Annotated in this window: 25 protein-coding genes; 16 read left to right on the top strand and 9 right to left on the bottom strand. The window is 49.9% G+C overall.

Annotated features, from left to right (window positions below):
* Positions 1–58 precede the first annotated feature (58 nt).
* From ACGHTT_RS16150 to ACGHTT_RS16140, 3 genes are all read left to right on the top strand, one after another.
* Entirely contained in the window at positions 59–1,906 is a 1,848-nt protein-coding gene (locus ACGHTT_RS16150) for a TonB-dependent receptor domain-containing protein (protein ID WP_390591989.1), read from the top strand.
* Positions 1,907–2,106: 200 nt separating this feature from the next.
* Complete coding sequence (locus ACGHTT_RS16145) at positions 2,107–3,513, top strand: amidohydrolase (RefSeq protein ID WP_390591988.1); 1,407 nt, start codon at positions 2,107–2,109, stop codon at positions 3,511–3,513.
* Entirely contained in the window at positions 3,510–4,751 is a 1,242-nt protein-coding gene (locus tag ACGHTT_RS16140) for an imidazolonepropionase (protein WP_390591987.1), read from the top strand. The genes ACGHTT_RS16145 and ACGHTT_RS16140 overlap by 4 nt, the downstream gene beginning before the upstream one ends.
* A gap of 100 nt (positions 4,752–4,851) precedes the next feature.
* On the opposite strand, the gene ACGHTT_RS16135 is transcribed toward ACGHTT_RS16140, so the two are convergent.
* Positions 4,852–5,358, bottom strand: coding sequence for an outer membrane beta-barrel protein (locus ACGHTT_RS16135; protein WP_390591986.1), 507 nt, complete (start codon positions 5,356–5,358; stop codon positions 4,852–4,854).
* 210 nt (positions 5,359–5,568) lie between these two features.
* Here ACGHTT_RS16135 and ACGHTT_RS16130 point away from each other — a divergent pair, with 210 nt between their 5' ends.
* From ACGHTT_RS16130 to ACGHTT_RS16095, 8 genes are all read left to right on the top strand, one after another.
* Positions 5,569–6,270, top strand: coding sequence for a hypothetical protein (locus ACGHTT_RS16130; RefSeq protein ID WP_390591984.1), 702 nt, complete (start codon positions 5,569–5,571; stop codon positions 6,268–6,270).
* Between the two features lie 108 nt (positions 6,271–6,378).
* Positions 6,379–8,334: a TonB-dependent receptor domain-containing protein gene (locus ACGHTT_RS16125; RefSeq protein WP_390591983.1), complete on the top strand. Its 1,956-nt coding sequence runs from the start codon at positions 6,379–6,381 to the stop codon at positions 8,332–8,334.
* 49 nt (positions 8,335–8,383) lie between these two features.
* Complete coding sequence (locus ACGHTT_RS16120) at positions 8,384–8,974, top strand: PepSY-associated TM helix domain-containing protein (RefSeq protein ID WP_390591982.1); 591 nt, start codon at positions 8,384–8,386, stop codon at positions 8,972–8,974.
* Positions 8,971–9,441, top strand: coding sequence for a DUF2271 domain-containing protein (locus ACGHTT_RS16115; protein WP_390591980.1), 471 nt, complete (start codon positions 8,971–8,973; stop codon positions 9,439–9,441). Before ACGHTT_RS16120 ends, ACGHTT_RS16115 begins: the two co-directional genes overlap by 4 nt.
* A gap of 72 nt (positions 9,442–9,513) precedes the next feature.
* Positions 9,514–10,347, top strand: a complete 834-nt coding sequence (locus ACGHTT_RS16110) for a DUF4198 domain-containing protein (protein ID WP_390591979.1) — start codon at positions 9,514–9,516, stop codon at positions 10,345–10,347.
* A 71-nt stretch (positions 10,348–10,418) separates the two neighbouring features.
* Complete coding sequence (cobO, locus tag ACGHTT_RS16105) at positions 10,419–11,021, top strand: cob(I)yrinic acid a,c-diamide adenosyltransferase (RefSeq protein ID WP_390591978.1); 603 nt, start codon at positions 10,419–10,421, stop codon at positions 11,019–11,021.
* Between the two features lie 373 nt (positions 11,022–11,394).
* Positions 11,395–14,130: a M16 family metallopeptidase gene (locus ACGHTT_RS16100; RefSeq protein WP_390591976.1), complete on the top strand. Its 2,736-nt coding sequence runs from the start codon at positions 11,395–11,397 to the stop codon at positions 14,128–14,130.
* A gap of 125 nt (positions 14,131–14,255) precedes the next feature.
* On the top strand, positions 14,256–15,737 hold the full coding sequence (locus ACGHTT_RS16095; RefSeq protein WP_390591975.1) for a cobyric acid synthase: 1,482 nt from the start codon (positions 14,256–14,258) through the stop codon (positions 15,735–15,737).
* Positions 15,738–15,795: 58 nt separating this feature from the next.
* Here the strand turns inward: ACGHTT_RS16095 and ACGHTT_RS16090 are convergent, their stop codons facing one another.
* Positions 15,796–16,569, bottom strand: coding sequence for a PEP-CTERM sorting domain-containing protein (locus tag ACGHTT_RS16090; protein ID WP_390591973.1), 774 nt, complete (start codon positions 16,567–16,569; stop codon positions 15,796–15,798).
* A gap of 226 nt (positions 16,570–16,795) precedes the next feature.
* Entirely contained in the window at positions 16,796–17,380 is a 585-nt protein-coding gene (locus ACGHTT_RS16085) for a DNA-3-methyladenine glycosylase I (RefSeq protein ID WP_390591972.1), read from the bottom strand.
* Positions 17,381–17,485: 105 nt separating this feature from the next.
* Here ACGHTT_RS16085 and ACGHTT_RS16080 point away from each other — a divergent pair, with 105 nt between their 5' ends.
* The 5 genes from ACGHTT_RS16080 (at position 17,486) to ACGHTT_RS16060 (ending at position 20,944) form a co-directional block, all read left to right on the top strand.
* Positions 17,486–18,037, top strand: a complete 552-nt coding sequence (locus ACGHTT_RS16080) for a hypothetical protein (RefSeq protein ID WP_390591971.1) — start codon at positions 17,486–17,488, stop codon at positions 18,035–18,037.
* Positions 18,038–18,041: 4 nt separating this feature from the next.
* Positions 18,042–19,019, top strand: a complete 978-nt coding sequence (locus ACGHTT_RS16075; protein WP_390591969.1) for an alpha/beta fold hydrolase — start codon at positions 18,042–18,044, stop codon at positions 19,017–19,019.
* Positions 19,020–19,080: 61 nt separating this feature from the next.
* On the top strand, positions 19,081–19,518 hold the full coding sequence (gene dtd, locus ACGHTT_RS16070; RefSeq protein WP_390591967.1) for a D-aminoacyl-tRNA deacylase: 438 nt from the start codon (positions 19,081–19,083) through the stop codon (positions 19,516–19,518).
* 59 nt (positions 19,519–19,577) lie between these two features.
* Positions 19,578–20,648, top strand: a complete 1,071-nt coding sequence (locus ACGHTT_RS16065; protein WP_390591965.1) for an HD domain-containing phosphohydrolase — start codon at positions 19,578–19,580, stop codon at positions 20,646–20,648.
* A gap of 68 nt (positions 20,649–20,716) precedes the next feature.
* Entirely contained in the window at positions 20,717–20,944 is a 228-nt protein-coding gene (locus ACGHTT_RS16060) for a hypothetical protein (RefSeq protein ID WP_390591963.1), read from the top strand.
* A 67-nt stretch (positions 20,945–21,011) separates the two neighbouring features.
* On the opposite strand, the gene ACGHTT_RS16055 is transcribed toward ACGHTT_RS16060, so the two are convergent.
* From ACGHTT_RS16055 to hisI, 6 genes are all read right to left on the bottom strand, one after another.
* Positions 21,012–21,221 carry a cold-shock protein gene (locus ACGHTT_RS16055; protein ID WP_290259193.1) on the bottom strand — a complete coding sequence of 70 codons (210 nt, stop codon included), beginning with the start codon at positions 21,219–21,221 and terminating at the stop codon, positions 21,012–21,014.
* 315 nt (positions 21,222–21,536) lie between these two features.
* Positions 21,537–22,274 carry a twin-arginine translocase subunit TatC gene (tatC, locus tag ACGHTT_RS16050; protein WP_390591960.1) on the bottom strand — a complete coding sequence of 246 codons (738 nt, stop codon included), beginning with the start codon at positions 22,272–22,274 and terminating at the stop codon, positions 21,537–21,539.
* Entirely contained in the window at positions 22,267–22,689 is a 423-nt protein-coding gene (tatB, locus tag ACGHTT_RS16045) for a Sec-independent protein translocase protein TatB (protein WP_390591958.1), read from the bottom strand. Before tatB ends, tatC begins: the two co-directional genes overlap by 8 nt.
* A 23-nt stretch (positions 22,690–22,712) precedes the next feature.
* Positions 22,713–22,943: a twin-arginine translocase TatA/TatE family subunit gene (gene tatA, locus ACGHTT_RS16040; protein ID WP_390591955.1), complete on the bottom strand. Its 231-nt coding sequence runs from the start codon at positions 22,941–22,943 to the stop codon at positions 22,713–22,715.
* A 9-nt stretch (positions 22,944–22,952) separates the two neighbouring features.
* On the bottom strand, positions 22,953–23,285 hold the full coding sequence (locus tag ACGHTT_RS16035; RefSeq protein ID WP_390591953.1) for a phosphoribosyl-ATP diphosphatase: 333 nt from the start codon (positions 23,283–23,285) through the stop codon (positions 22,953–22,955).
* Positions 23,282–23,668 carry a phosphoribosyl-AMP cyclohydrolase gene (gene hisI, locus ACGHTT_RS16030; protein WP_390591951.1) on the bottom strand — a complete coding sequence of 129 codons (387 nt, stop codon included), beginning with the start codon at positions 23,666–23,668 and terminating at the stop codon, positions 23,282–23,284. The genes ACGHTT_RS16035 and hisI overlap by 4 nt, the downstream gene beginning before the upstream one ends.
* Positions 23,669–23,716: the final 48 nt, after the last annotated feature.

The following is a 23,716-nucleotide window of genomic DNA, read 5'->3' as shown; positions in this document are numbered from 1 at the left end:
AAGCACCCACTTTTCTCCCTCTCTCAATACACTTCTTTTTTGTGAATAGAGAGTTCTCATGAAACCTATTTCCCTATCTGCAGCCATTGTCATGTTGACGGTTGGCGTTCAGGTTCAAGCCCAAGACCTTCAGCAAGAAGAGATCGTGGTAACTGCCACGCGGACAGAGACAGCGCTGGCGCAAAATTTTGCGCCTGTATCGGTATTGACCGCCAATGACATCGAGCAGCTTCAGGTGCGCGATGTGCCTGAGCTAATTAGCCGTTTTACCGGGGTTGATATGGTGCAGCGCGGTGGCCGCGGTGCCAATAGCAGTGTATTTGTGCGCGGTACAAACTCGGGTCATCTCTTGGTGTTAGTAGATGGTGTGCGCGTTGGTTCTGCAACTCTGGGTAGTACGGCGTTAGAGTTTGTCGACCCGGCTGCGATTGAACGCATTGAGTTAGTGCGCGGCCCGCGCTCGAGTTTGTATGGCTCTGATGCCATTGGCGGTATTGTGCAAATATTTACCCGCAAGGCCGAAAACGACGGCGCCAATTTGGCTATCAATCTTGGTTACGGCAAACACAATGAGCAGCAAGCGCGCGTTGTTACCGGTTGGAAAGATGAAACAACCCAGCTCAATTTGGTCGCGTCACACATCAGTACGGATGGTTTCGATCGCACTAAAGACACCAGCAATGGCAATGGCGACAAGGACGCCTATGAGGCTGATCGATTAGCCTTGAACGCGAGTCAGCAGTTATCGCAGGCTTGGCGCCTTGAAGCGTCTGGGCAATATCAACAAGGTGAAAGCGATAGTGACAACGGCTTTTGTTTTATCGATTGCGAACCCTTCTCCACATTTACCAATTACTCAGCCGACGTGGGCTTGAAGGGGCAGGTTAACGACGTATGGTTAACCCAACTGCGCGCCGGTTTTTCGCAGGATGATTCGCAGCAGGATGACCACATTCCCGGCGTTGCCGAGATGAACTACGGTGGTACTAATAGCTTTACTACGCAGCGCGATAGCGCCAGCTGGCAAAATGATATTGCCATCCTTGACGCGAGCCTTGTGAGCGTGGGTGTGGATTATTATGTCGAGCAGGTCGAGTCAAACAATGTTGATTATGCAGTTGATCGTCGCGATAACACCGGTGTTTTCGTTCAGTACCAAGGGCGTTCTGGCGGCCACAACCTGGTTGCGGCATTGCGCTATGACGACAATGAGCAATTTGGTGCCGAAGACACGGGTAGTATTACCTATGGCTTTGATCTGGCCGATGGTTGGAGTTTAATGGCAAGCTACGGCACCGCGTTTAAAGCCCCCAGTTTTAATGATCTCTACTTCCCGTTTTCTGGTAATGCGGACTTAAAACCTGAGTCATCTCGAAACCTTGAAGCTGGCATTAAATACCAGCAAGAGTCGGTGTTATTTTCAATGAATATTTTTGAAAATGACGTTAGCGATCTGATTGCTTGGGCGCCAGATGCAGGTGGAAACTGGTATCCATTCAATGTGAACGCTGCTGAAATAACCGGTCTTGAGGCGCAGTTTGCCCAAGATTTTGACGGCTGGTTAGTGGACGTGAATTACACCGCCTTGGATGCTGAAGACAAGGCCACTGGCAAGCGTTTAATCAATCGTTCTGATCAACTGTTTAACGCAGATCTGAGCCGAGTCTTTGGCGATGTGACGCTAGGATTAGGTTTTGAGGCGCGCTCGGCGCGATATGCAGATCAAGCCAATACACAGAAATTATCGGGTTATGGTTTGGTAAATGTTCGAGCCGCTTGGGCTATTAGCAACAATTTGGTGCTAGAAGCGAAGGTGAATAATCTGCTCGATAAAGACTACACCGTGGTGAGTGGCTATAACGAAGACGGTATCCATGCCTTCGGTAGTGCCACCTATCGGTTCTAGTGCTTGAGCGATAGCCGTTCGCGGTTTATTTGCGTCTGAATATTAGGTAGCTCTCTTCAAGCCGGCCCCGTGCCGGCTTTTTTATCTGCTGCGCCACGTGGGTTTTGTTGTGAGGCATTGGCTACTTCTCTCGTCCTATTCCTTTACCCCGATCACAGTCGATCAACCGCTAATAGCTATAAATAACAACAGGACGCACTATGAACCGTTTAGTGATATCTGGCTTAGCGGCCGCCATAGCCCTTACGTTGGGCGCTTGTGGCGAGCCGGAAAAAGCCAAGCCGAGCCTCGAATTACCGAATAAAAACCCCTATCCATCTACCTATACCGTGCCCGCTAGCAAAACCTTGTTAGTGAAGGGGGCGAATATACTGGTGGGCGATGGCAGCCAAGCTGAGGCCACGGACTTGGTAGTTATGGACGGTAAAATTCAGGCGATGGGCAAGGGCTTGCAGGTACCGGATGACGCGGTGGTGATAGATGCCAACGGCAAGTGGTTAACACCGGGCTTGATTGATGTGCACTCGCACATGGGGGTTTACCCAGCGCCGGGTACCGCGAACCATGAAGACGGCAATGAAATGACGGCGCCGGTTACTGCCCAGGTGTGGGCCGAGCATTCGGTTTGGCCGGAAGACCCACAGTTTGAAAAGGCCTTGGCCGGCGGTGTTACCACCGTGCAAATCTTGCCCGGCTCCGGCAACTTAATTGGCGGCCGTGGCGTCACGTTGAAAAATGTACCGTCGCTCACCGTGCAGGGGATGAAATTTCCGGAAGCCCCCTACAGTTTGAAAATGGCCTGTGGTGAAAACCCCAAGCGCGTGTACGGCGAAAAGGGTCAATTACCGTCTACCCGCATGGGTAATATGGCGGGTTATCGCAGCGCTTGGATTGAGGCGGCGGCCTATAAGAAAAGCTGGGACGACTATGTGAAGAAAATTGAAGCCGGTGAAGATGCTGATGCACCGACTCGCGATCTGCGCCTAGAAACCTTGGCGGGCGTATTAGAGGGCGACATTCGCATTCACAATCACTGCTACAAAGCCGATGAAATGGCGCAGATGATCGATATGGCGAAAGAGTTTGGCTATAAAATAGCGGCTTTTCACCACGCGGTAGAGGGCTATAAAGCTGCCGAAATGCTGGCGCAGGAAAATATTTGCGGTGTGATGTGGGCCGATTGGTGGGGCTTTAAACAAGAGGCCTTTGATATGGTGGAAGAGAACATTGCCTTGGTAGATTACGCCAAAGCGTGTGCGGTGATTCACTCTGACGACCCGATACAAGTGCAGCGCCTGAATCAAGAGGTGGCCAAGGCCATGACCTCGGGCAACAAGTTAGGTTTGGGTTTAACCGCTGCGGACGCGATCAAATGGGCCACGTTAAACCCCGCGAAATCGTTAGGCTTAGAGGACAAAATTGGTTCGTTAAAAGTGGGTAAAAATGCCGATTTGGTCTTGTGGGATGCCAACCCTATGAGTGTTTATGCCCATGCGGAAAAAGTCTGGATTGATGGCAGTTTACGCTACGATCGCTTGGATGCGAGCGTGCAGCCCACCAGTGACTTTAATCTTGGCATTCTTGAAGCTGGGGAGGTTCGCCCATGAAACAATTACTTAGCGCACTGGCGATCAGTGCATTAGCGCTACAAGCGCAAGCCGATTCTTTGCTGATTAAAGGTGCGGATATTTATACTGCCGACAAGGTATTGGCTGCAACGGATCTGTTTATCAACGACGGTAAAATTGCCGCCGTGGGTAAAAATTTAGCCATGAGCGCCGATAAAACCATCGACGCTAAAGGCAAGTCCGTTACTGCGGGTTTATTTAATAGCTACACCCAATTAGGTGCAGTGGAGGTTGGCGCGATTGAACAAACGAGTGACTTTTACACCGAGCGCGTGGATATTACCGCGGCGTTAAAAGTGGCAGATGCGTTTAACCCGCAATCGACCTTATTACCCTACAACCGCGCTCACGGCTTAACCCAAGCCTTGTTGATTCCCGAATCTGGCAGTGGCTTATTTTCTGGCCAAGTAGCATTAGTGCAGTTGGGCGGCACGCCGAAAGTGCTTAACGATAGTCTTGCCATCGCCGTGGATTACACCGAGTACGGTGTGAGTCTTGCGGGTAACTCACGCGCGGCGGCGCTCGCGTTATTGCGTCAGCACTTAACCGATGCACGGGATTTTTCGGCTAATAAAACCGCTGCTATGGCCGGAGATAGACGTGACTATACCTTGAGCCTGATGGATTTAGCGGCACTGGAACCGGTGATAAAAGGTCAGAAGCCGTTAATCGTGCGAGTAAATCGCGCCAGTGATATCACCAAAATTTTAGCGCTTGCCAATGAGTTTGACGTAAAGCTTATGTTGGCGGGTGTTAAAGAGGGCTGGATGGTGGCTAAGGCTATTGCTGCGCAGGGCATCCCTGTGATCATGGATCCCATCGAAAATTTACCCAGTGGTTACGATGCCTTAGGTGCGCGCTTGGATAATGCGAAATTGCTGAGTGACGCCGGCGTTAACTTGTTATTCACCGGCATGAGTTGGCACAACACCCATAATGCCCACTTGGTGCGACAATCTGCCGGTAATGCTGTGGCTAATGGTCTCGATAAGCAGGTGGCAATCGCCGCGATGACGGTCAACCCCGCGCGCTGGTTTAAGTCGCCATTAAGTGGCGATATTCGCCAAGGCGCAGTGGCGGATTTAGTGTTGTGGAGCGGTGACCCGCTTGAGGTAACTAGCAGTGCAGAGTTGGTGATTGCCGCCGGTGTCGAGGCGTCGCAAGTGACGAGAGCAACGATGTTGCGGGATCGTTATTTTGAGCGCTTGTCGAAATAGTAGGGTCAGTGAGTGATCAAAAAAAAGCGGCTTAGGCCGCTTTTTTTGATGGTTCATCGAGTCAAGCAAAATATTAACAGGACTCAGTGGACGCTACACATTAAAAACCAATATTAAAGCCTGCAGACAAAAATAACACATCGGCCTCGATGATCGTTGCTTCTAATTCGACGTTGCTACGCTTCGATTCACCCAAGCGAAAGCCCAGACCCACACCCGCAGAAGCACCTGTGTCATTTACGCTTAAAACTTTTTCGCGTACCAGGCCGGCTTTGGCTTTAAAGAAAACATCGCCGCGCGTTCGAAAAACACCGTAGGCCGCTAATGTTTGAATGCCGAACTCGAAATCCCTATTGGTATAGTATCCGTAGTTCAAATCAACTTTACCGTCCCGCATTGAGTCGCTGTATTGCGCTTCAATGGCCCACATGTCGCTAAAGTGGTAACCCATTTGAATGGCAGCGTTGGTTGGGTTACTGGCGTTGCCTATGTCTACGTTCATCACGCCAGCGCTAAGGCCCATATAGAAACCTTCGTCGGCTTCGTTGGCGTGGGTGATGAACGACAGGGAAGCAAGTAATGTGGCGACAATCGTGCGTAAAAGCATATCCTATTCCTTAGAATCTATAGTTGATTTGCGTCTTTAAAAACGCCAGCGCGGATACTACGTAAGGCGCATTGCCTCTGCAATCAATTTTGCGGTGATATTTCAGTCGGCGTGGTACTGTTAGCAGGCTTGCGCGCTAGTGAAAAAATATGTGCTTCTGATACTGGCGCTAGAGTTTTTGTCGATGAATTTACTGTTGGGCTGAAAAAAGTGAAACTAAAAAAGACGGCGTGGAAGCTTCATAAATACCTTTCCTATTTTGTTTTCGCACAAATTTTTTTGTGGGTACTCGGCGGTGTTGTGTTTGCTACAGTGCCGTTTACGTCTCTCGTTAAAGGCGGTGATTTTGTTGCCTTGCCGGCAAGCCCGGCATTGACAGAGGAGGGCTTGGCGTTGGTATTTAACTCGTTGCTGGTGTCTGAGGCGCCCACAAGCGTCCAAGCCATTGCAAGTGCGCAAGGGCCGTTGATGAAGGTGACCTACGCCGATGAGCAGCGCTGGATAAGCGCTAGTGGCCCTGTTGGCGTGGCGGATGCGTTGCAAGTTAGGGCGTTTGCTGAAGCGCTCTACCGAGGTGAAACCCAACTGCAAGACGTGCGCTGGGTCGCCGAGGCGGAGCCTCAGCTGTTTGGTTTGGTGGACGAGCTGTCGGGGCGAACTGGGGTTTGGCAAGCGAAGTTTGGAGATGCGCGACTTTACTTTTCAGCACAGGGTGAATACCTGAAAGTGAGGACTAACTACTGGGTTTGGTACGATGCGCTCTGGCGTTTGCACATTATGGACTATGGCGACGGCGATAATTTTAACAATACGGCGTTGCGCATCTTCACTTGGTTCGCATTCTGCTTTGTATTGACTGGCTTAGTGCTGAGTTTCTACGCCTTTAGGCGCACTCTAGGTTGGCGGGGCTGATCGTCGGGCTCAATAATACAAATAAAAATAATTCTCATTTGTGTTGAAAGTGTTAATAGGAATCATTATTATTCGCCTCTCATTTGGTGATTGATAATGGACTGAGATATGAAAACGTTTACTTTGGGGCTTTTAACTTTTGCCATTGCGCAATCGGTTTGCGCTGCAGGCGTCGTTGATGACGCGGCGGGGCAACAATCAGAGGTAGCCGCAAACGCGTCGATTGAAACCTTACAAGTGTGGGCAACCCAAGTAAAAAGCTCCTCCGTTTTCCTCGGTGAAAATCAAATTGCTACCAAACAGGCCGATCACTTAAGTGAACTAATGCGCGATATTCCCGGCGTGGATATTGGTGGCACCCATTCGGTGAACCAGCGCATCAACATTCGCGGTTTAGACGACCGCAACCTCAACGTCACCATCGACGGAGCAAAACAAACCAACTATATGTATCACCACATGGGTAACCTGTTAATTAACCCAGATATTTTACGCTCGGTGGATATAGATGTAGGTGCCAACTCCGTGTTGACAGGGGCCTTAGGGGGTGCTGTTCGGTTTGAAACTAAGTCTGGTCAAGATTTGCTGCAGGGAGATCGCTTTGGCTCACGGGTGCAGCTGGGTTTTAACTCTAACGCCTCGCTGTCGGGTTCGTTTACCGCGTATGGGCAATTAACCGATGCCGTCGATTTACTGGGTTATGTTAACCAAAATGATCGCGATAATTTTGAGGATGGTGATGGCACCGAAATTCTTGGAAATGACGGCGTGCAAAACAATGCGCTGATTAAAGCCGGTTGGAACCTAGACCAGGATCATCGCCTGACCTTGAGTTTTGATAAATACCAAGACAAAGGGGACTACACCCCGCGTCCGGATATGGGTGTAGCAACCAATGCGGCTATTTCTGGCGCCACACTCTACCCGACAGAATTTGGCCGCGAAACGTGGAACTTGGGCTATCAGGGCGAATTGCAAAATGAGCTGGCCTTGTCTGCCAATCTTTACACAAACCGTTACGATCTTGAACGCGACAATCACAGTGTGATTACGGAGGGTAGCGCTGAAAATACCGGTGTAACATTTCTTGCTCAGCTGCCTTTTAGTGCGGGTGTAGAGCATGTGTTAAGCGCGGGCTTAGAAAGTAATACCTATACCACTGAATATGTTACCGGAGGCGTAAAGTTGGGTGGCGAAGAGCAGCGTCTCGATGCCCTCTATATTCAAGATCGCTTGAGCATTACTGATACCTTTTTCATTACGCCGGGTGTGCGTTACGATCAAGTCACCATGGATGCAGTGTCAGTGGATAAAGATTTTAGCGATACCAGCTTCGCACTCGCTGCTGAATGGTTTGTGACCTCTAATTGGCAGTTGCTTGCCAGTTCTACCGAAGTGTTTAAAGCACCGGAATTAACTGAGGTGTTGGTTGGGGCTGGTTATGGCAAAACAGCAAATCCTGCGTTGAAGCCTGAAACCGCTCGGAACGACCAAGTAGGTGTACGGTTTTCGCGCGAAAGTTTCTTAGGTGCCGATCAATTTACGACCGGTTTTAATCTTTTCCAAACCCATATCGAAAACTATATCAGTTATGCACGGCTTCAAGATGTCAATTTGGGCGATGTCGATATTACCGGCGGTGAATTCAGCGCCAACTATCAATTAGAGAGTTTTACCGCGTTATTCACCTTTGCTCGGTCGCGCAGTGATACCCACGATACCAGCGCCACCAATACCCTAGATCGAGAAGTGGGTGATAGTTTTGGTTTGGCGTTTAACTACCAACTTGCCGACGTTGATTTTGCGTGGAATTCACAGTGGCATGCGGAAGAAAAAAGCCAAGACAAACCCAGCTACGATGTACATAACGTTTCCGTACAATGGCAGCCTGCAGCAATACAAGGTTTAGCGTTGATTGCGGGCGTGGACAATGTGTTTGATGAACAATACACCTCCCATGCGTCGCGTGTTGGTGACACCGTTCATCCCGTATTTGGTGAATTAATACTAAACGATTACGAACCTGGACGAAATTTCAAGTTAACTGCGTCTTACGAGTTTTAAAATTAAGGTCGCTCCTTCGAGCGCTGATTCAGCGCTCTTTTTTATTTTTATGAATCCAACTTTTTCAAAAATCAGTCGAACCACGCATTGGATTAGCTCTGCCTTGGGTTTGGCAAGTTTGCTGTTCTTCTCAGTAACCGGGATTACGCTCAATCATCCCGATTGGTTTAAAGCCGCGCCACACGTAGAGGTGAGTGTTATCCAGCAGTCTGATGGTTGGTTGGCGGACTTTAATCAAGCCAGTGAGACAGACCAATTGGCCGTCGTGGCCCAGCTTATCAATCGCACTTGGCAGCTTCCGGTACCGCGCAATATTGAGCGCGATGATGTGGAGTGGATTTTGGATTATCAACGCCCAGGCGGTATTTCAACCGTGGTACTAGATGTCGCGAGTGGTACGTTAACGTTGGAGCAAGTGAACGATGGCGCTGTGGCGTTAATCAACGATCTACATAAGGGCCGGCATGCAGGCACCGCGTGGGTGCTATTTATTGATGTGGCCGCTATCGTCTGTTTGTTTTTCTCGATTACTGGTTTGTTCTTATTGTTTGTTTACGCTAAAAAACGTGCATCCACTTGGCCGCTTGTGCTTTTAGGTGCTGTGCTTCCTGTGTTGTTGTTTTGGGTATTTGTGCCATGACTAAATATTTTTTAACCTGCTTTTTATGTGCTTTTTCTACTCTCACTTGGTCAGCGCAATTTGAGGTGAAGTTTGAAATACCAAAAATCGATACGGCTGAATACCATCGGCCCTATGTGGCGGTTTGGATTGAAACCGATGCGCGTCAACCGCACGCGCAAATTCTGGTGTGGGTTGAACAAGAAAAGTGGTATAGAGATTTGCGCAGTTGGTGGCGACGCGGCGGTAGTGCTCTGACATTTCCCATTGATGGCGTATCGGGTGCGACGCGCAAGCCTGGCATGTATCAAGAACGTAGAGCTGTGGATCTTCCTCCGGGTAGTTATACCTTGAACATTGAAGCCGTGCGCGAGGTCGGTGGCCGAGAGCATATCAAGGTCCCGCTAGTATGGCAGGGGCAGGCGTGGTCACACACAGAGCTAGGCAATTCAGAGCTGGGAAAAGTTTCTTTCGCTATTGAGCCTTAAAGCGCATTTACATGAGTTGTAATACGATTTTTTCAGTTATCGGTGGAATGCAAATACTAAGGAGTGCATAGAATGCAAATTCGAATTTATAGTCGTTCAAAGTATATGGTTAATGTTTTGGTTTTTCTTGCGCTGTGTTGTGCGGTAAGTGCCGCACACGCCCATAAACGCTGGTTGCTGCCAACGGATTTCTCATTGAGCGATGCCGAGTGGATTAGCGTGGATTATACTGCCTCCAATAATGTGTTTTATGTGGATAAGGCTATGCCGTTGGATGATATTTCAGTGTTTTCTCCTTCAGGTAAATCGGAGGCGTTGGTTAATCCAGTGCAGGCTAAGCGTCGCTCCAGTTTCGAATTGCAAATCAAAGACCAAGGCACCTACCGTATTACGAGCGGTGGCAAGCCGATGTATTTTGTTGCTTACACTGTACTAGGAAGCAAAGAGGTTAAGCGTGCACGCGGGCCTTTGGATAAATTAACGCGCGAGCTGCCTAAAGACGCAAAAGATGTAAAGTACATGGCATCGATTTCCCGTATTGAAACCTATGTCAGCTTGGGGCAGCCGACGAGTGCGAAGCTTGATCAACCAGAGCCAGGTATTAGCCTGCACATTATTGATCATCCCAATGCGCTCTACGCCGATGAGTCAGCGCAGTTTCAGTTTCTTATGGATGGTACGCCAGCTAAGAATCTCACTGTGAGTGTTTTACCCGAGGGGACGCGCTACCGTGATCAGCAGGCGGAAAAAACTTATACCACCGATGCGGATGGAAAAGTGAGCATCGCTTGGCAGGGCGCTGGACGCTATTTAATAGAAGCGAATGTTGAGACAGCTTCAAAAGATAAGAAACTCGCCAAAGTGATGTACAGCTATTACTTAACCTTGGATGTACTTAAACCTTAATTTTAGGTGCCAGGCGATTCGTTCGGTATAGTGATCGCTATTTGGTAACGTGAAAATTTAGGGTGAACACTATGACTGATGAAAAAGCCGCCAAGCATAAAGAGCGAATGGCTCAGCGCAAGCTTTTGGTGGACGCAGCGGTGGCCCGCGCAACGGAAGAGCGCGGTGTGGTGATAGTACTCACCGGCGATGGCAAGGGCAAAAGCTCCTCGGCCTTTGGCACGGCAGTTCGCGCAGCGGGCCATGGCTTTCACGTGGGCATCGTTCAGTTTATTAAGGGTACATGGGAGTGCGGTGAGCGGAATATATTAGAGAAGCTGCCGAATGTTGAATTTCACGTGATGGGCACGGGCTTTACTTGGGAGACGCAAGACGCCACGCAAGACCAGCTCGCGGCCGAGCAATGTTGGGCGAGTTGTAAACACTTATTAACGGACCCGAAGGTGCGCTTGGTGGTGTTCGATGAGCTGACTTACATGTTGAATTACAAATATCTCGATAAAGATGTGATTATCGAAGCTATTAACGCCAGACCTAAAGAACAAAGTGTGATCATCACCGGCCGCGGCGCCAAAAAATATTTACAGGACCTAGCCGATACCTTTAGCGAGGTAAAAGCGATTAAGCATGCTTTCCACGCTGGTGTGGCGGCGCAAAAAGGGATTGAGTGGTAGAGCGGAGGGTAGGTTGCGGGACGAAAAGTAGGCGCTCCTAAGTGAGAGAAGTTGACCGCTTACAGGAAGGGCGGGAAGCATTTACTACAAGCTACAAGCTACAAGCTACAAGCTACAAGCTACAAGCTACAAGCTACAAGGCGGGGGCCGCCCCCTACAAGCTACAAGGGGGGGGGCCGCACCCTACAAGGCGATGCCTGGTTTCCTATAGCTCTGTCTATCCAAGCTGGCGACGCTAGTATTTCCATTTATCTGCGATGAAAGCAGGCTTTTCCACGCTTGATTCCCTTGCTTACTGAGGGCAGTGCGGTAACCTGCTGGGTTTACGCCGCGCTTTGCGGTGCAGACAACTGTTGATAAATGGAGTTTACCCATGCTGAAAAAACCCCTCGCTCTGGCCTGTCTGTTGTTGGCGTCCGCTGCTAACGCTGGCTCTCTCACCGATTCTGTTCAAATTCCTTATGAAACGTTCACCTTAGACAATGGATTGCGCGTGGTCGTGCACACCGACCGCAAAGCGCCGGTGGTGGCGGTTAACGTCTGGTATCACGTGGGCTCGAAGGATGAGAAGGTGGGAAAAACGGGCTTCGCGCATTTATTTGAACACCTGATGTTCAATGGCAGTGAAAATGCGCCGGGTGAATTTTTTGCGCCTTTTGAAAAGGCGGGTGCCACCAATATGAACGGCACCACGTGGTTGGATCGCACGAACTATTTTGAAACTGTACCGACGCCAGCCTTGGATATGGCGCTGTGGATGGAATCTGATCGCATGGGGCATATGCTCGGTGCCATCGATCAGAAGACCCTCGATGAGCAACGCGGTGTGGTGCAAAACGAAAAGCGCCAAGGCGATAATCAGCCTTATGGTAAAGCCTGGGATATCTTACAGGAGGCCGCCTTTCCGCAGGGCCACCCCTATTCTTGGAGCACCATTGGCTCGATGGCAGATCTCAATGCGGCATCGCTCGACGACGTTAAGGCGTGGTTCCACGAGTACTATGGGGCCTCTAATGCGGTGGTGGTGTTAGCGGGTGATATCGACGTCGAAACCGCCAAAGCGAAGATGCAAACCTACTTCGGTTTTGTTGCGCCGGGTGAGCCGCTGGTGCGCCAGAAAACCTGGATTGCTAAGCGAACGGAACAAAAGCGCGTTAAGACGCAGGATCGTGTACCTCAGGCGCGTTTATATAAGTCGTGGAATACGGCAGAACTAGCCAGCAGCGACAGCGACGTTTTACAGATTGTGGCCGAGCTATTGGCTGGCGGAAAAAACTCCCGTCTGTATAAGCGGCTAGTGCATGAAGATCAAATTGCCACTAGCGTCAATGTGGCCTACTTCCCGTTTGAGTTGGCCAGTTTGTTTACCATTACTGCTGATGCAAAGCCCGGTATTGAGTTGGCACAAATCGAAAAAGTAATCGATGAAGAAGTTGCCTTGTTTTTGAAGAAGGGCCCAGAGAAGAAAGAATTAGAGCGTGTGCGCACGAGTTTATTTGCAGGCTTCGTGCGCGGCGCCGAAAAAGTCGGTGGCTGGGGTGGCAAGTCGGATATTCTCGCGTCTAACGCGGTATACATGGGTGACCCTGGGGCGTTTAAAAAGAGCTTGTTAACCATGGAAGAAGTGGATACCAAGCAGGTCACCAAGGTGGCTAACCGTTGGTTGAGCTCGGGTGACTTGGTCTTGGAAATCACACCTTTTCCAAGCCTTAATGCCGCAAGCACCGATGCCGATAGAAGTAAAATCCCCGATACCGGTGCCGTCCCCCCGTTGAGTTTTCCGGCCATTGAGCGCACCGAATTGAGCAATGGCTTAAAGGTCGTTTTTGCTCGTCGCGATACCGTGCCGCAGGTGAACTTGGCGATGATGTTTGATGCGGGTTATTCCGCTGACTTCGGTAGCAAGCTGGGCATTAATAAGTTCGCTAGCAGTGTTATGTTGGAGGGCACGGATAAGCGCGACGCGCTTGAAATTTCCGCGGAGCTCGAAGGCTTGGGTGCGGTTTGGGGCGTTAATAGCGATGTAGATACAACAAGCTTTAGTGTATCGGCTCTATCGAGCAACCTGCGAAAGACCCTCGATATTTTTTCAGATATTTTACAAAACCCCGCCTTCCGCGATGAGGATGTGGAGCGCAAGCGCGCGCTGACTATTGCCGGTATTGGCCAAGAAAAGTCACAACCTGTTTCCATGGCTTTGCGCACCTTGCCGCCGCTGTTATACGGCAATGACCACGCTTACGGTATTCCCTTAACGGGCTCCGGCACCGAGGTTAGTGTGGCTGATGTTTCGATTGACGATATGCGCGCTTACCACGAGCGCTGGATTCGCCCGGACAATGCGACCTTGGTTGTCGTTGGTGCTATGTCTCTGGAAGATTTAAAGCCGGAGTTAGAGCGCGCTTTTGGTAAGTGGAAAGCGCCAAAAGCTGACAAGGGCGTGAAGAAGTTGCATCAAGTTGCCGGTCAGCAGCAGTCTAGCGTTTATCTTATCGATAAACCCGGTGCTCAGCAGACGGTCATTCTAGCCGGCCAGTTAATTCCCTCAGCGAAAGACAATGGGAATTTAGCGCTCGATATGGCAAATACTATTTTAGGCGGCGCCTTTACCGCGCGCTTAAATATGAATTTGCGCGAAGATAAACATTGGGCGTACGGTGCTTATACGTTTATTGTCGATGCGGCAGCGCAGCAGCCTTTAATGGCGTACGCGCCCGTGCAAACGGATAAAACCAAAGAGGCGATTGCCGAAGTACAGAAAGAACTGACTGACTACTTAGGTAAAAAGCCAGCGCAAGCTGATGAATTGCATCGCTACCAGCTAAACGAAGTGGCAAAATTACCGGGCAGCTATGAAACCATGAATGCGGTTTTGGGTGCGATGAGTGGGCAAGTGCGTTTTGATCGGCCCGATGATTATGTGCTTACCTACGCCGATCGGGTTCAGGCCTTAACCATCGATCAAGTTCGATCCGCTGCGCAAGAAATCACCCCTGAAAAGTTGGTGTGGGTGATAGTTGGCGATTTGGCAAAAATTGAAGCGGGTGTCAGCTCGCTAAATTTAGGTGATATCAAAGTGCTGGATGCCGATGGCAATGTGGTTCGATAATTTTATCTGAGTTAGCAGTTCACAGCTGACAGGAAAAGCCGGTGATAATTGCCGGCTTTTTTATGTACGGTATGCCATGGGCGCAGGACGCGCAGCAGTGGGATGAATATTAAAGTTGAGTGCTTATGAGTAAAACATTGATGGTGCAAGGCACAACCTCTGATGCGGGTAAAACCACGTTAGTGGCTGCGCTCGGCAGAATATTGGCGCGCAAAGGCGTTAAGGTTGCACCGTTTAAACCGCAAAATATGGCGTTAAATTCTGCAGTAACCATTGATGGTGGCGAAATAGGTAGGGGACAAGCGGTGCAGGCGCAGGCCTGCGGTATTGCGCCGCTCTCGGACATGAACCCCATTCTGTTGAAGCCGTGCAGCGACACGGGCGCGCAGGTTATTGTACAGGGCAAAGCTTTGTCCGATATGGAAGCTGCGAGTTTCCACGACTATAAAAAAGTAGCCATGGCCGCGGTATTAGATTCTTACCAGCGATTAAAATTGCAATATGATTTTATTGTGGTGGAGGGCGCGGGAAGTCCGGCTGAAATTAATTTGCGCGAAGGTGATATTGCCAACATGGGTTTTGCTGAGGCGGTAGATTGCCCGGTGATTATCATTGCCGATATCGATAAGGGCGGTGTGTTTGCGCATTTAGTCGGCACCTTGGCGCTGCTTTCTGAGTCCGAGCAAGAACGTGTTATTGGTTTTGTGATTAATCGATTCCGCGGTGATATTGCGTTACTGCAACCCGGCCTTGAGTGGCTCGAGCAGCGAACCGGCAAACCGGTGCTAGGTGTTATCCCCTATCTAGAAAAATTACACCTTGAAGCGGAAGATGCCCTGACGGCTAATTCACTCGGCGAGGGCGATAAAACGATTAACATCAAAGTGCCGGTTTGGTCGCGCATCAGTAATCACACCGATTTTGATCCACTGCGTTTGCATCCTCAGGTGAGCTTCGAGTTTGTCGGCCCCGGAGGCTCCTTGGCCGATGCAGACTTGATTATTTTGCCTGGCACAAAAAATACGCGGGCAGATTTAGATTTTATGCGTGAGCAACAGTGGGATAGAGATATTCGTAGGCACCTTCGCTACGGCGGCAAGCTTATGGGTATATGCGGCGGCTTACAAATGCTCGGTCATTGGGTGCATGATGACCTTGGGGTGGAGGCGAGTGTCGGCAGTACCGAAGGGTTGGGTTTGCTGGACTTTGAAACGCGGATGGCCGCATCGAAAACCCTGTGCAATGTGAACGGCTCGCTTTTGTTACCGGGCATGCAGGAGGCTGTGCCGGTGTGTGGTTATGAAATTCACGCAGGCGTGTCGAAGGGGGCTGGATTGCTGCGAGCGCCAATTCAAATAGACGAGGTTTCTGGTAAGCGATTAGACGGCTGCGTGTCGGTAGATGAACACATAATTGCAACATACTTGCACGGCATTTTTCAGCGCCCCGAGGCACTTGACGCCATTTTACAATGGGCTGGCGTAGAGGCGATTCAGCATCAGGATTATGCTGCCTTGGTAGAGCAAGAGTTGAATCGGTTAGCAGATACTGTTGCGAGCGCGGTAGATGTTGATGCATTGACGGCACAAGTGGCGAGATTCCGCTGAGCGCTCACATAAAAAAAGGCGCCGTAACGGGCGCCTTTTTTATTACTCGTCAGAGCACTTACTTGCTCGCTCTTTTGCGCGCGAAAGCCAAGCCAAGTAGGCCTAAACCGAGCAGTGCAAAAGGTGCTGGTTCTGGAACGTCGGCAATATCAGCATGCGCTTCGATTGCGTCGTTACCGCAAGACATGGTCCAGTGTGCATCTAGGCTGAGGAAGCTAGAACTCAGGCCAAGTACACCAACATTAAAGCTGAACATGTTGTAGTAGGACTTTTTAGTGTCGGCACCAATGCCCGAGCCTTCAGACATCATACCGGTGGTGAGCAATGAGCCGCTCTTCATGGCGAATGGGCTTGAGCTGTTGAAAATGATGTCGTTGTTCCAAGCGCTAACCGCGTACAAACCTGCGGTGTGCGTGCCCAAGCTTTTTGGGTTGTAGTTAGCGTTTAGGCCATTGGTGTAAGTCTTGGTGAGGTTGCCGAAGTCAATGGCGTATTCGTAGGTGCTTTTATCGCCATCGAAGGACAAGGCGATGTCGCCATTGTAATAGTCTTTACCGCCAGTTCTGTAGTGGCCGTCCAATATGTCGAAGCCGGTTTGTAGGCCGATAGACAAGGTGCCAGTGGCAGAGTCGTATTTGTACAGTAGGTATTCGGCGTCGAATGCTTGACCACCGTAACCTGGGTCTACATAGTTCTCGTCTAACGTATCGGTATCGCCATTGGTCACTGTCATAAGTGTCCAATCGGTCCAAACGTTTAACAGGCTGGCCGATGCGGAAAGCGAAACGCTAGTCAGTGCAATCAGGGCGGCTGATTTAAAAAAGTTGTTCATGATCTTACGACCTTCCTTGTAGTTTAAGTCCATCACATGGCGTGATTGCACATATTAAGCAAGGAAAGTGCCAACTAGAAAACGTCACTAGTATCATGTACTTACGCACCATTTAAAATTGGCGTTGTAAGCTTTTTCGACGTAAAAAAGGCCGGGTTGGGGCTTGTCCTAACTGCTACCTAGGTATGAATGCTTTACGTATGTTAAATAGTTCGACAATTGGTGCTTACAACTTTTTACTGAGCTGGACGCAAACACGATGGCGTGGGCAGCTGATGATATGATCATTAACCATGCCCGTGGCTTGCATATGGGCGTAGCAGATAGTTGTGCCGACGAAGTTAAAGCCGTCTTTCTTTAGCTGCTTAGCCAGTGCATCTGAGGTAGGTGTTGATGCAGGAATATCAGACATTTTTTTTATGTTGTTTTGTAAGGGTTTTCCGTCGACAAAGCGCCAAAAATAATCGACCAAATCGACGCCTTGGTCTTTCAGGGCTAGCCAAGCTTTGGCATTGCGTACGGCGCTGTTGACCTTGAGCTTGTTGCGAATAATGCCTGGGTTTTGCAACAATTTGTCTATCTTGGATTGGGAATAGCGTGCAAGTTTGTGTGGGTCGAAGTTATCGTAGGCGAGTCGGTAATTTTCTCGCTTGCGCAGCACGGTAATCCAACTTAAACCCGCCTGCGCGCCTTCGAGTAGCAAAAATTCAAACAGCCGTTGCTCGTCAAACAGCGGTACGCCCCACTCCTCATCGTGATAGCGATGATAAAGGTCATCGCCGTGACACCATTCGCAGCGTTGATTCTCCATGTGATCTCCCCTCCGTATTCGATTAAAACTTGAGCCTTGTCGTTTGGCTGCTTGATCTGTCGTCTACACTGACAGGATGACTGATTATATGTGGTAGGTACGATTATGTGGGTAAAATTGGCGTTGATCTCGCTAGTCGCAGTGGCCCCCCTTGCTATTGCGCAGCACCCAACAGGTTGCGATGTGAAACGCGAGGCGCCGGTCGCCTTTGTGAGTGAGGAGGCGCAAGATACATTGACGGTGAGCGTTGTGGGCAACCCTTGCAATGAAGCTACGGTGACGCTTCGTATTAAGGATAAGCACAACAGGGAGGTTTACCTCTATGAAGGTATCTTGATTGATCACCTGCCATTTATTATTTATGAGCCAGATCTTCAGCCTTTAGTGACTTTTTTCGCTGAAAAGGTCATTAGGGATGGCTTTATTCGCACGACCGTCGACCTACCGGCTTGGGAGCCTGTAGAGGACTATTATGAGTCCACCAACGACATCATTATTGTGCCGGAATCAGAGTATACGGACCTTACGCGTGTCAGGAAGCCTATTTTTTGGCACGCGGCAGGGGATGCGACTTGGGTGCATGTGGTTTACGATTCCGCCACGGGGTACGGTCGTATAATCATGCGCGGTGGCGTTTTTCGCCCCGGAGCTCAGTAGTTAGATGCGGCAGGCTTATCCAGAAATTCGTCCCTTTGCCCGGAACCATTTGTCTATCAATGGGCAGAGTATGTACGTAGAGCAGGCCGGCCAGCCAAACGGTATTGCACTGCTTTATTTGCACGATGGCCCAGGTCTGGGCTGCCACCGCGCCGACCGGCGCTTGTTTGACCCAAATCGCTACCACCTTATCCTACCGGATCAGCGCGGTTGTGGCCGGTCGCAGCCACACTTGTCCCTTACGGGTAATCATCGACAGGCGGTTTGCGACGATTTATTGGCCTTGCAGGCCCAGCTTGGCATCGATCGCTGGATAATCGCCGGCGCTGGCTGGGGTGGTTTAATGGCATTAACTATGGCGGTAGCTGCACCTAGCTCTGTGCGTGCACTTTTGTTGATTGGCGCCAGCCTAGGATCGATTCAGGAGCTGCGCTGGCAATTTGAGCAAGGCGCGCCACAGGTGTTTCCGGAGGCTTATCGTCAATTGTGCAAAGCACTTGGCTTAGGTGCCGGCGAGTCGGGTAAAGCGCTGGTGGCGCGCGCCTACGAACTGTTGATGCAAGGCAATGAGTTGGAACGCATGGCCGTGGCTAGGCAGTGGGCCCATTGGCTGGCACATTGCGCGGGTTTAAAGCCGCAAGCTGAGCTGCATAAAGAATATTTAGAACCGCCGGTCGTTCTTGTGCAGGCAACGCTGCAAGCAGCGTATATGATGCGGCAATGGGATTGTGAGCACGCGCTGGGCATTCAAGGGTTAGCGACCATTTCGGATATTCCCACCACCTGCGTGCATGGTCGTTTTGACATGGTTGCGCCTATTGCTCAAGTGGTAGCCTTGCAAGATGTGCTACCGGATTTGAAATTGCACATCGTGCGCGAAGCCGGCCACTCCATGCGCGAGGCGCCTATGGTTGATGCCATTGTCAAAGCTCAATCTGATATTGCCGACTGTTGTGGTGCTATGCCAGTGGATTGTGGTTGAGCTGTGGTTGAATCTCTGATTGCGCTAAGATGATGCACTTTGCGTAACAGTGAGATCTAGGGTGAAAGCTTTAATTCAGCGGGTAACACATGCCTCTGTTGCGGTGGACGGCGAGACCATTGGCGCCATCGACCAAGGGTTGTTGGTGCTGTTAGGGGTCGAAAAATTTGATGATGAATCTGTCGCGGCCAAGTTATTGGACAAGTTACTGAATTATCGGGTTTTCAGCGATAGCGCCGGTAAAATGAATTTAAGCGTTAGCGATATCGGTGGTGGTGTCTTGCTTGTGTCTCAGTTTACCTTGGCCGCTGATACCAAAAAGGGCTTGAGGCCTGGTTTTTCGTCAGCAGCCGCACCCGAAGATGCCAAGGCGCTTTATGCCTATTGCTTGCAATGGTTGCAGGCTAAGCACGCGACGGTGGCGGCCGGTAAATTTGGTGCCGACATGCAAGTGAGTTTGACCAACGACGGCCCGGTGACATTTATGTTACAGAGCTAAGTTGGGTATGTTTTCTCGGTGATAAAAAACAAGAAAAAGAGCAGGGTGACGCGAATAAAATGACACAAGTACATGATGGCACGATTCTGATCGTCGATGATAATGCAGTTAATATTGTCATTGTAGAAAAGATTTTACGCCAGGATGGCTTCACCAATATCAGTACTACAACTGATGCGAAGCAGGTGCGTGAGTTGTACCAGCAACATCATTTCGATGCGATTTTACTCGATGTACATATGCCGGACCTTAACGGCTTTCAAGTGATGGCGCAGCTGCGCGAAGACAATCCTGATGACTACCTACCTATCTTAATATTAACGGCCGATCACACAGCTGAAACCCGTCATCAGGCGTTAAGTTCGGGCGCGAAAGATTTTATCAGCAAGCCCTTTGAAAGGGTTGAAGTGCTGTTTCGAGTGCGTAATTTAGTCGAAGTTCGCATGCTTCATAAACAGGTGCTCGACGCGAACGAACATCTGGAGCGGAAAGTGCACGAGCGCACCCGCCAGCTCTACCAAGCACAGATCAAGCTGATTGAATGCCTAGGTAAGGCAGCGGAATACCGCGACAATCAAACCGGTATGCACGTGGTTCGCATGAGTCATGCGTCGGCCATGTTGGCTCGGCAAATGGGCTTGAGTGAAGACGAGTGTGAGATTATTTTACACGCCAGCCCGATGCACGATATTGGAAAAATCGCGATACCCGATGAGGTGCTGCTAAAGCCAGGCAAGCTAGACAGCAAAGAGTGGACCAAGATGAAGTCCCATACCGATGTGGGCGCCGAGATTCTGGGTAGCTATGACTCAAAGCTGATGGAAGTAGCCGCGATGATTGCAAAAACCCATCACGAGCGCTGGGATGGCCAGGGTTATCCTCAGGGCTTGAAGGGCGAAGAAATTCCCTTGTATACCCGGATCGTCTCTGTTTGCGATGTATTTGATGCTCTGACTTCAACCCGGCCTTATAAAGTGCCTTGGTCTGTTTCTAAAACGATTAGTTATTTACAAGACAATGCTGGCAGTCAGTTTGATCCTAAGGTGGTACAGGAGTTTTTGACGATTATTGACCAAGTGTTGGCGATTCGAGACGCCTATCCGGATATACCGTCCAGTCATACTCACTAGTGTTGCTGGCTTTGCTTGTTGGCTCACAACTGGTAAGTTATCACCACAATAAAAAAGAGGATTTAACGATGGACCCTTTATCTTCCGCGATGATGATGTTTGGCTGCGTGTTGTTGGCTGTTAGCTGGTTTTTATTGTTGCAGATCTCGTTTGACGATGACTTTTCGTGGGGCTTAACCACCTTGTTTTTACCGCCGCTATCTTACCTCTACGCCTGCTTTGCTTGGGATAAAGCCCGAGATGCGGTCTGGTTTGCGGTGGCCGGTGCGGTGCTGGTGGCTTTAGGCGTGAGCTAGTCGCTATCGATATAGAATTTCAGAATAAAAAAAGGGCGCTAAGCGCCCTTTTTTTATTTAACATCAATCACAAAGGATTAACGTTCTCGGCCTGTGGGCCTTTTTGACCTTGAGTCACGGTCATAGTGACTTTTTGGCCGTCGCGCAGAGTTTTACGACCATTGCCGCTGATGGCGCTGAAATGTACGAACACATCCTTGCCGCCTTCTTGTTCAATAAAGCCAAAACCCTTTTCGTCGTTAAACCACTTTACAGTGCCTTCAACCTGATCAGACATAGTTCTTCCATTTCTTTTGCAATTGCCCCAACGGCGGAGCCTTAAAACCTGTCCGCTGGTACTGCTAGTGAGCAAAAGCGGACGCCTTTCCTGCGCCGGAGGATCACAAGTAAACTTGTAAGAGCCAATACATCTTGAAGCACAGATAAACTGATTCTACACGGATATTTTATTTTTGTTAGGGTAGATCAAGACTATTTCAGCGTTTCATCCGCCAAAGTGTTGATTTTCACTCATTTTTATTCTTTTAGATGAACTACGTCAGTCCTAAGTGTAGGCCTTGAGCGTAGGAGGTGGCTGGAAGCATGAACTTTCTTAGGAGGTGGCGTCTTTGTTATCAGGCTTTTCTACCAGTCGCCCCACGAGCACGCCCGTTTCGAAAAGTAACCACATGGGCAATGCTAGGAGACTTTGAGAAATAATGTCTGGTGGTGTTAAAAGCATTCCAATCACAAAACAACCCACCACTATGTAGGGTCTTTTGTTGGCAAGTGATGCTGAAGTCGTTAGGCCCATGGCAATCATTAATACGGTGGCCACGGGAATTTGAAAAGCTAGGCCAAAGGCAAAGAAGAGTTTGAGCACAAAATTTAGGTACAGGCTGATATCGGTCATGACCGTGACGCCCTCGGGCCCGACGCTGGTAAAAAATCCAAAAACCAGCGGGAATACAATGAAATAAGCGAAGGCCATGCCACCATAAAAAAGTGCTACGCTCGAACACAGTAGTGGAAATGCGAAGCGCTTTTCATGTTTGTACAGCGCCGGTGCGATAAAGCCCCACAACTGGTACAGCAAGTAGGGGATGGCAACAACCACCGAGGCAAACAGAGTCAGTTTAAAGGGCGTGAAAAACGGCGACGTGACATCGGTTGCGATCATGCTGGCATTGGGCGGCAGAAATTTTTGTAGCGGTGCCGCGACGAAGCTGTAGATATCATTGGCGAAATAGAACAAGCCGCAAAAAATGATCAATACTGCCAATATCATTCGCAGTAAACGGTCGCGTAACTCGATCAGGTGTTGTACCAGCGGAAGCGGTTGGTCAGTCATGGTTTTTTTGCACGTCTGTAATGGGTGCCTTGTTTTCACTCGCTGTTGCGCTTAGTTCGCTTGCGGGCTGGTCTTGCTGGTCCTTTTTCTTTGCGTCTGGGTGGGTGTTGGGTTCATCCATATGGGCGTGGTCGGGCAGCTCCACCGGCTCCACATAGTTATCCTTCAGTACCCGCTCGATTTCTTCGCGACTGGCTTTTAGTTCCCGCATGATAGTTTCGTTGTGCAGTTGCCGACGAATATCTTCGGTGCCGAGCTGTTGCTCCAGCTCCGCCTTAGTCGCACTGATGCTGCGTTTAAGTCGGCCAATCCAAAGGCTGACCGAGCGAATTGTCTCGGGCAGTCGCTCGGGGCCAATCACTAGTAGGCCAACAACGGCCACTAGTAATAGTTCAAAAAAGCCGATATCAAACACCGGGGTTTACGCTCCCTAAGGAATTATTTTTGCTCTGACTTGGCGTCGGTTTTTTCCACAGGCTTGTCGGCACTCGCGGCTTTTTGATCGTCCAGCGCCTCGGGCTTTTTGTCGTCACTCACCGCTTTGCGAAAGCCTTTAATAGCATCGCCAATGTCGCCACCAAGGCCGCGCAAGCGCTTGGTGCCAAACAGCAAAATGATGATGACTAAAATGATTAACAGTTGCCAAATACTAATTCCACCGAGTCCCATGGGATGCTCCTATTTAGAGGTTCGATTGGCTTTTTCTTCCAAGCCGGATAAGTCAAAGCGACGCGCCAATTCCGTTAGCACATCGTTGGCCGAAAGGCCGAGATGAGACAGCATGACTAAGGTGTGGAACCAGAGATCTGCAGTTTCATAAATTACATCGTCTTTACTGCCCGAAAGTGCCGCATCTTTGGCGGCAATGATTGTCTCTACAGACTCTTCGCCGACTTTTTCTAATATCTTATTTAGCCCTTTGGCATGGAGGGATGCCACATATGAACTATCGGCATCGGCTGCTTTACGCGCCTCTAGTACGAGGGTTAGTTGCTCGAGTATGTCACTCATTGATAAATCTCATTGGGATCTTTTAGTACGTCGTCGGTGGTTAGCCATTGGCCATCGCGCAGCACCCGATACAAGCAAGATTCGCGACCGGTATGGCAGGCGATGCCGCCTAGCTGTTCGATTTGCAGACAAATCATATCGCCATCGCAGTCGAGTCTGATCTCTTTGATTTTTTGGCTATGGCCGGAGCTTTCGCCCTTGTGCCAAAGCTTCTGGCGCGAGCGGCTAAAGTAGACTGCCTCACCGCGCTCTACGGTCAGAGCCAGTGCCTCGGCATTCATCCAGGCCATCATTAAAACTCGGCCGGTTTTGGCATCCTGTGCGATGGCTGCAACCAAGCCGTCCTGGTTGAAATTCACTTGGTCGATAAACGTGTCAGTCATTGCGTTAATTCACTGTCCGGGGCAATCGCTATTCTTGGGGGCATTCTA

Origin of the sequence: Simiduia litorea (genome assembly GCF_042853465.1) — a bacterium.
Lineage (GTDB): Bacteria > Pseudomonadota > Gammaproteobacteria > Pseudomonadales > Cellvibrionaceae > Simiduia > Simiduia litorea.
The sequence above is the reverse complement of the archived record's forward strand: the minus strand, read 5'-3'. Positions and strand labels throughout refer to the sequence as shown.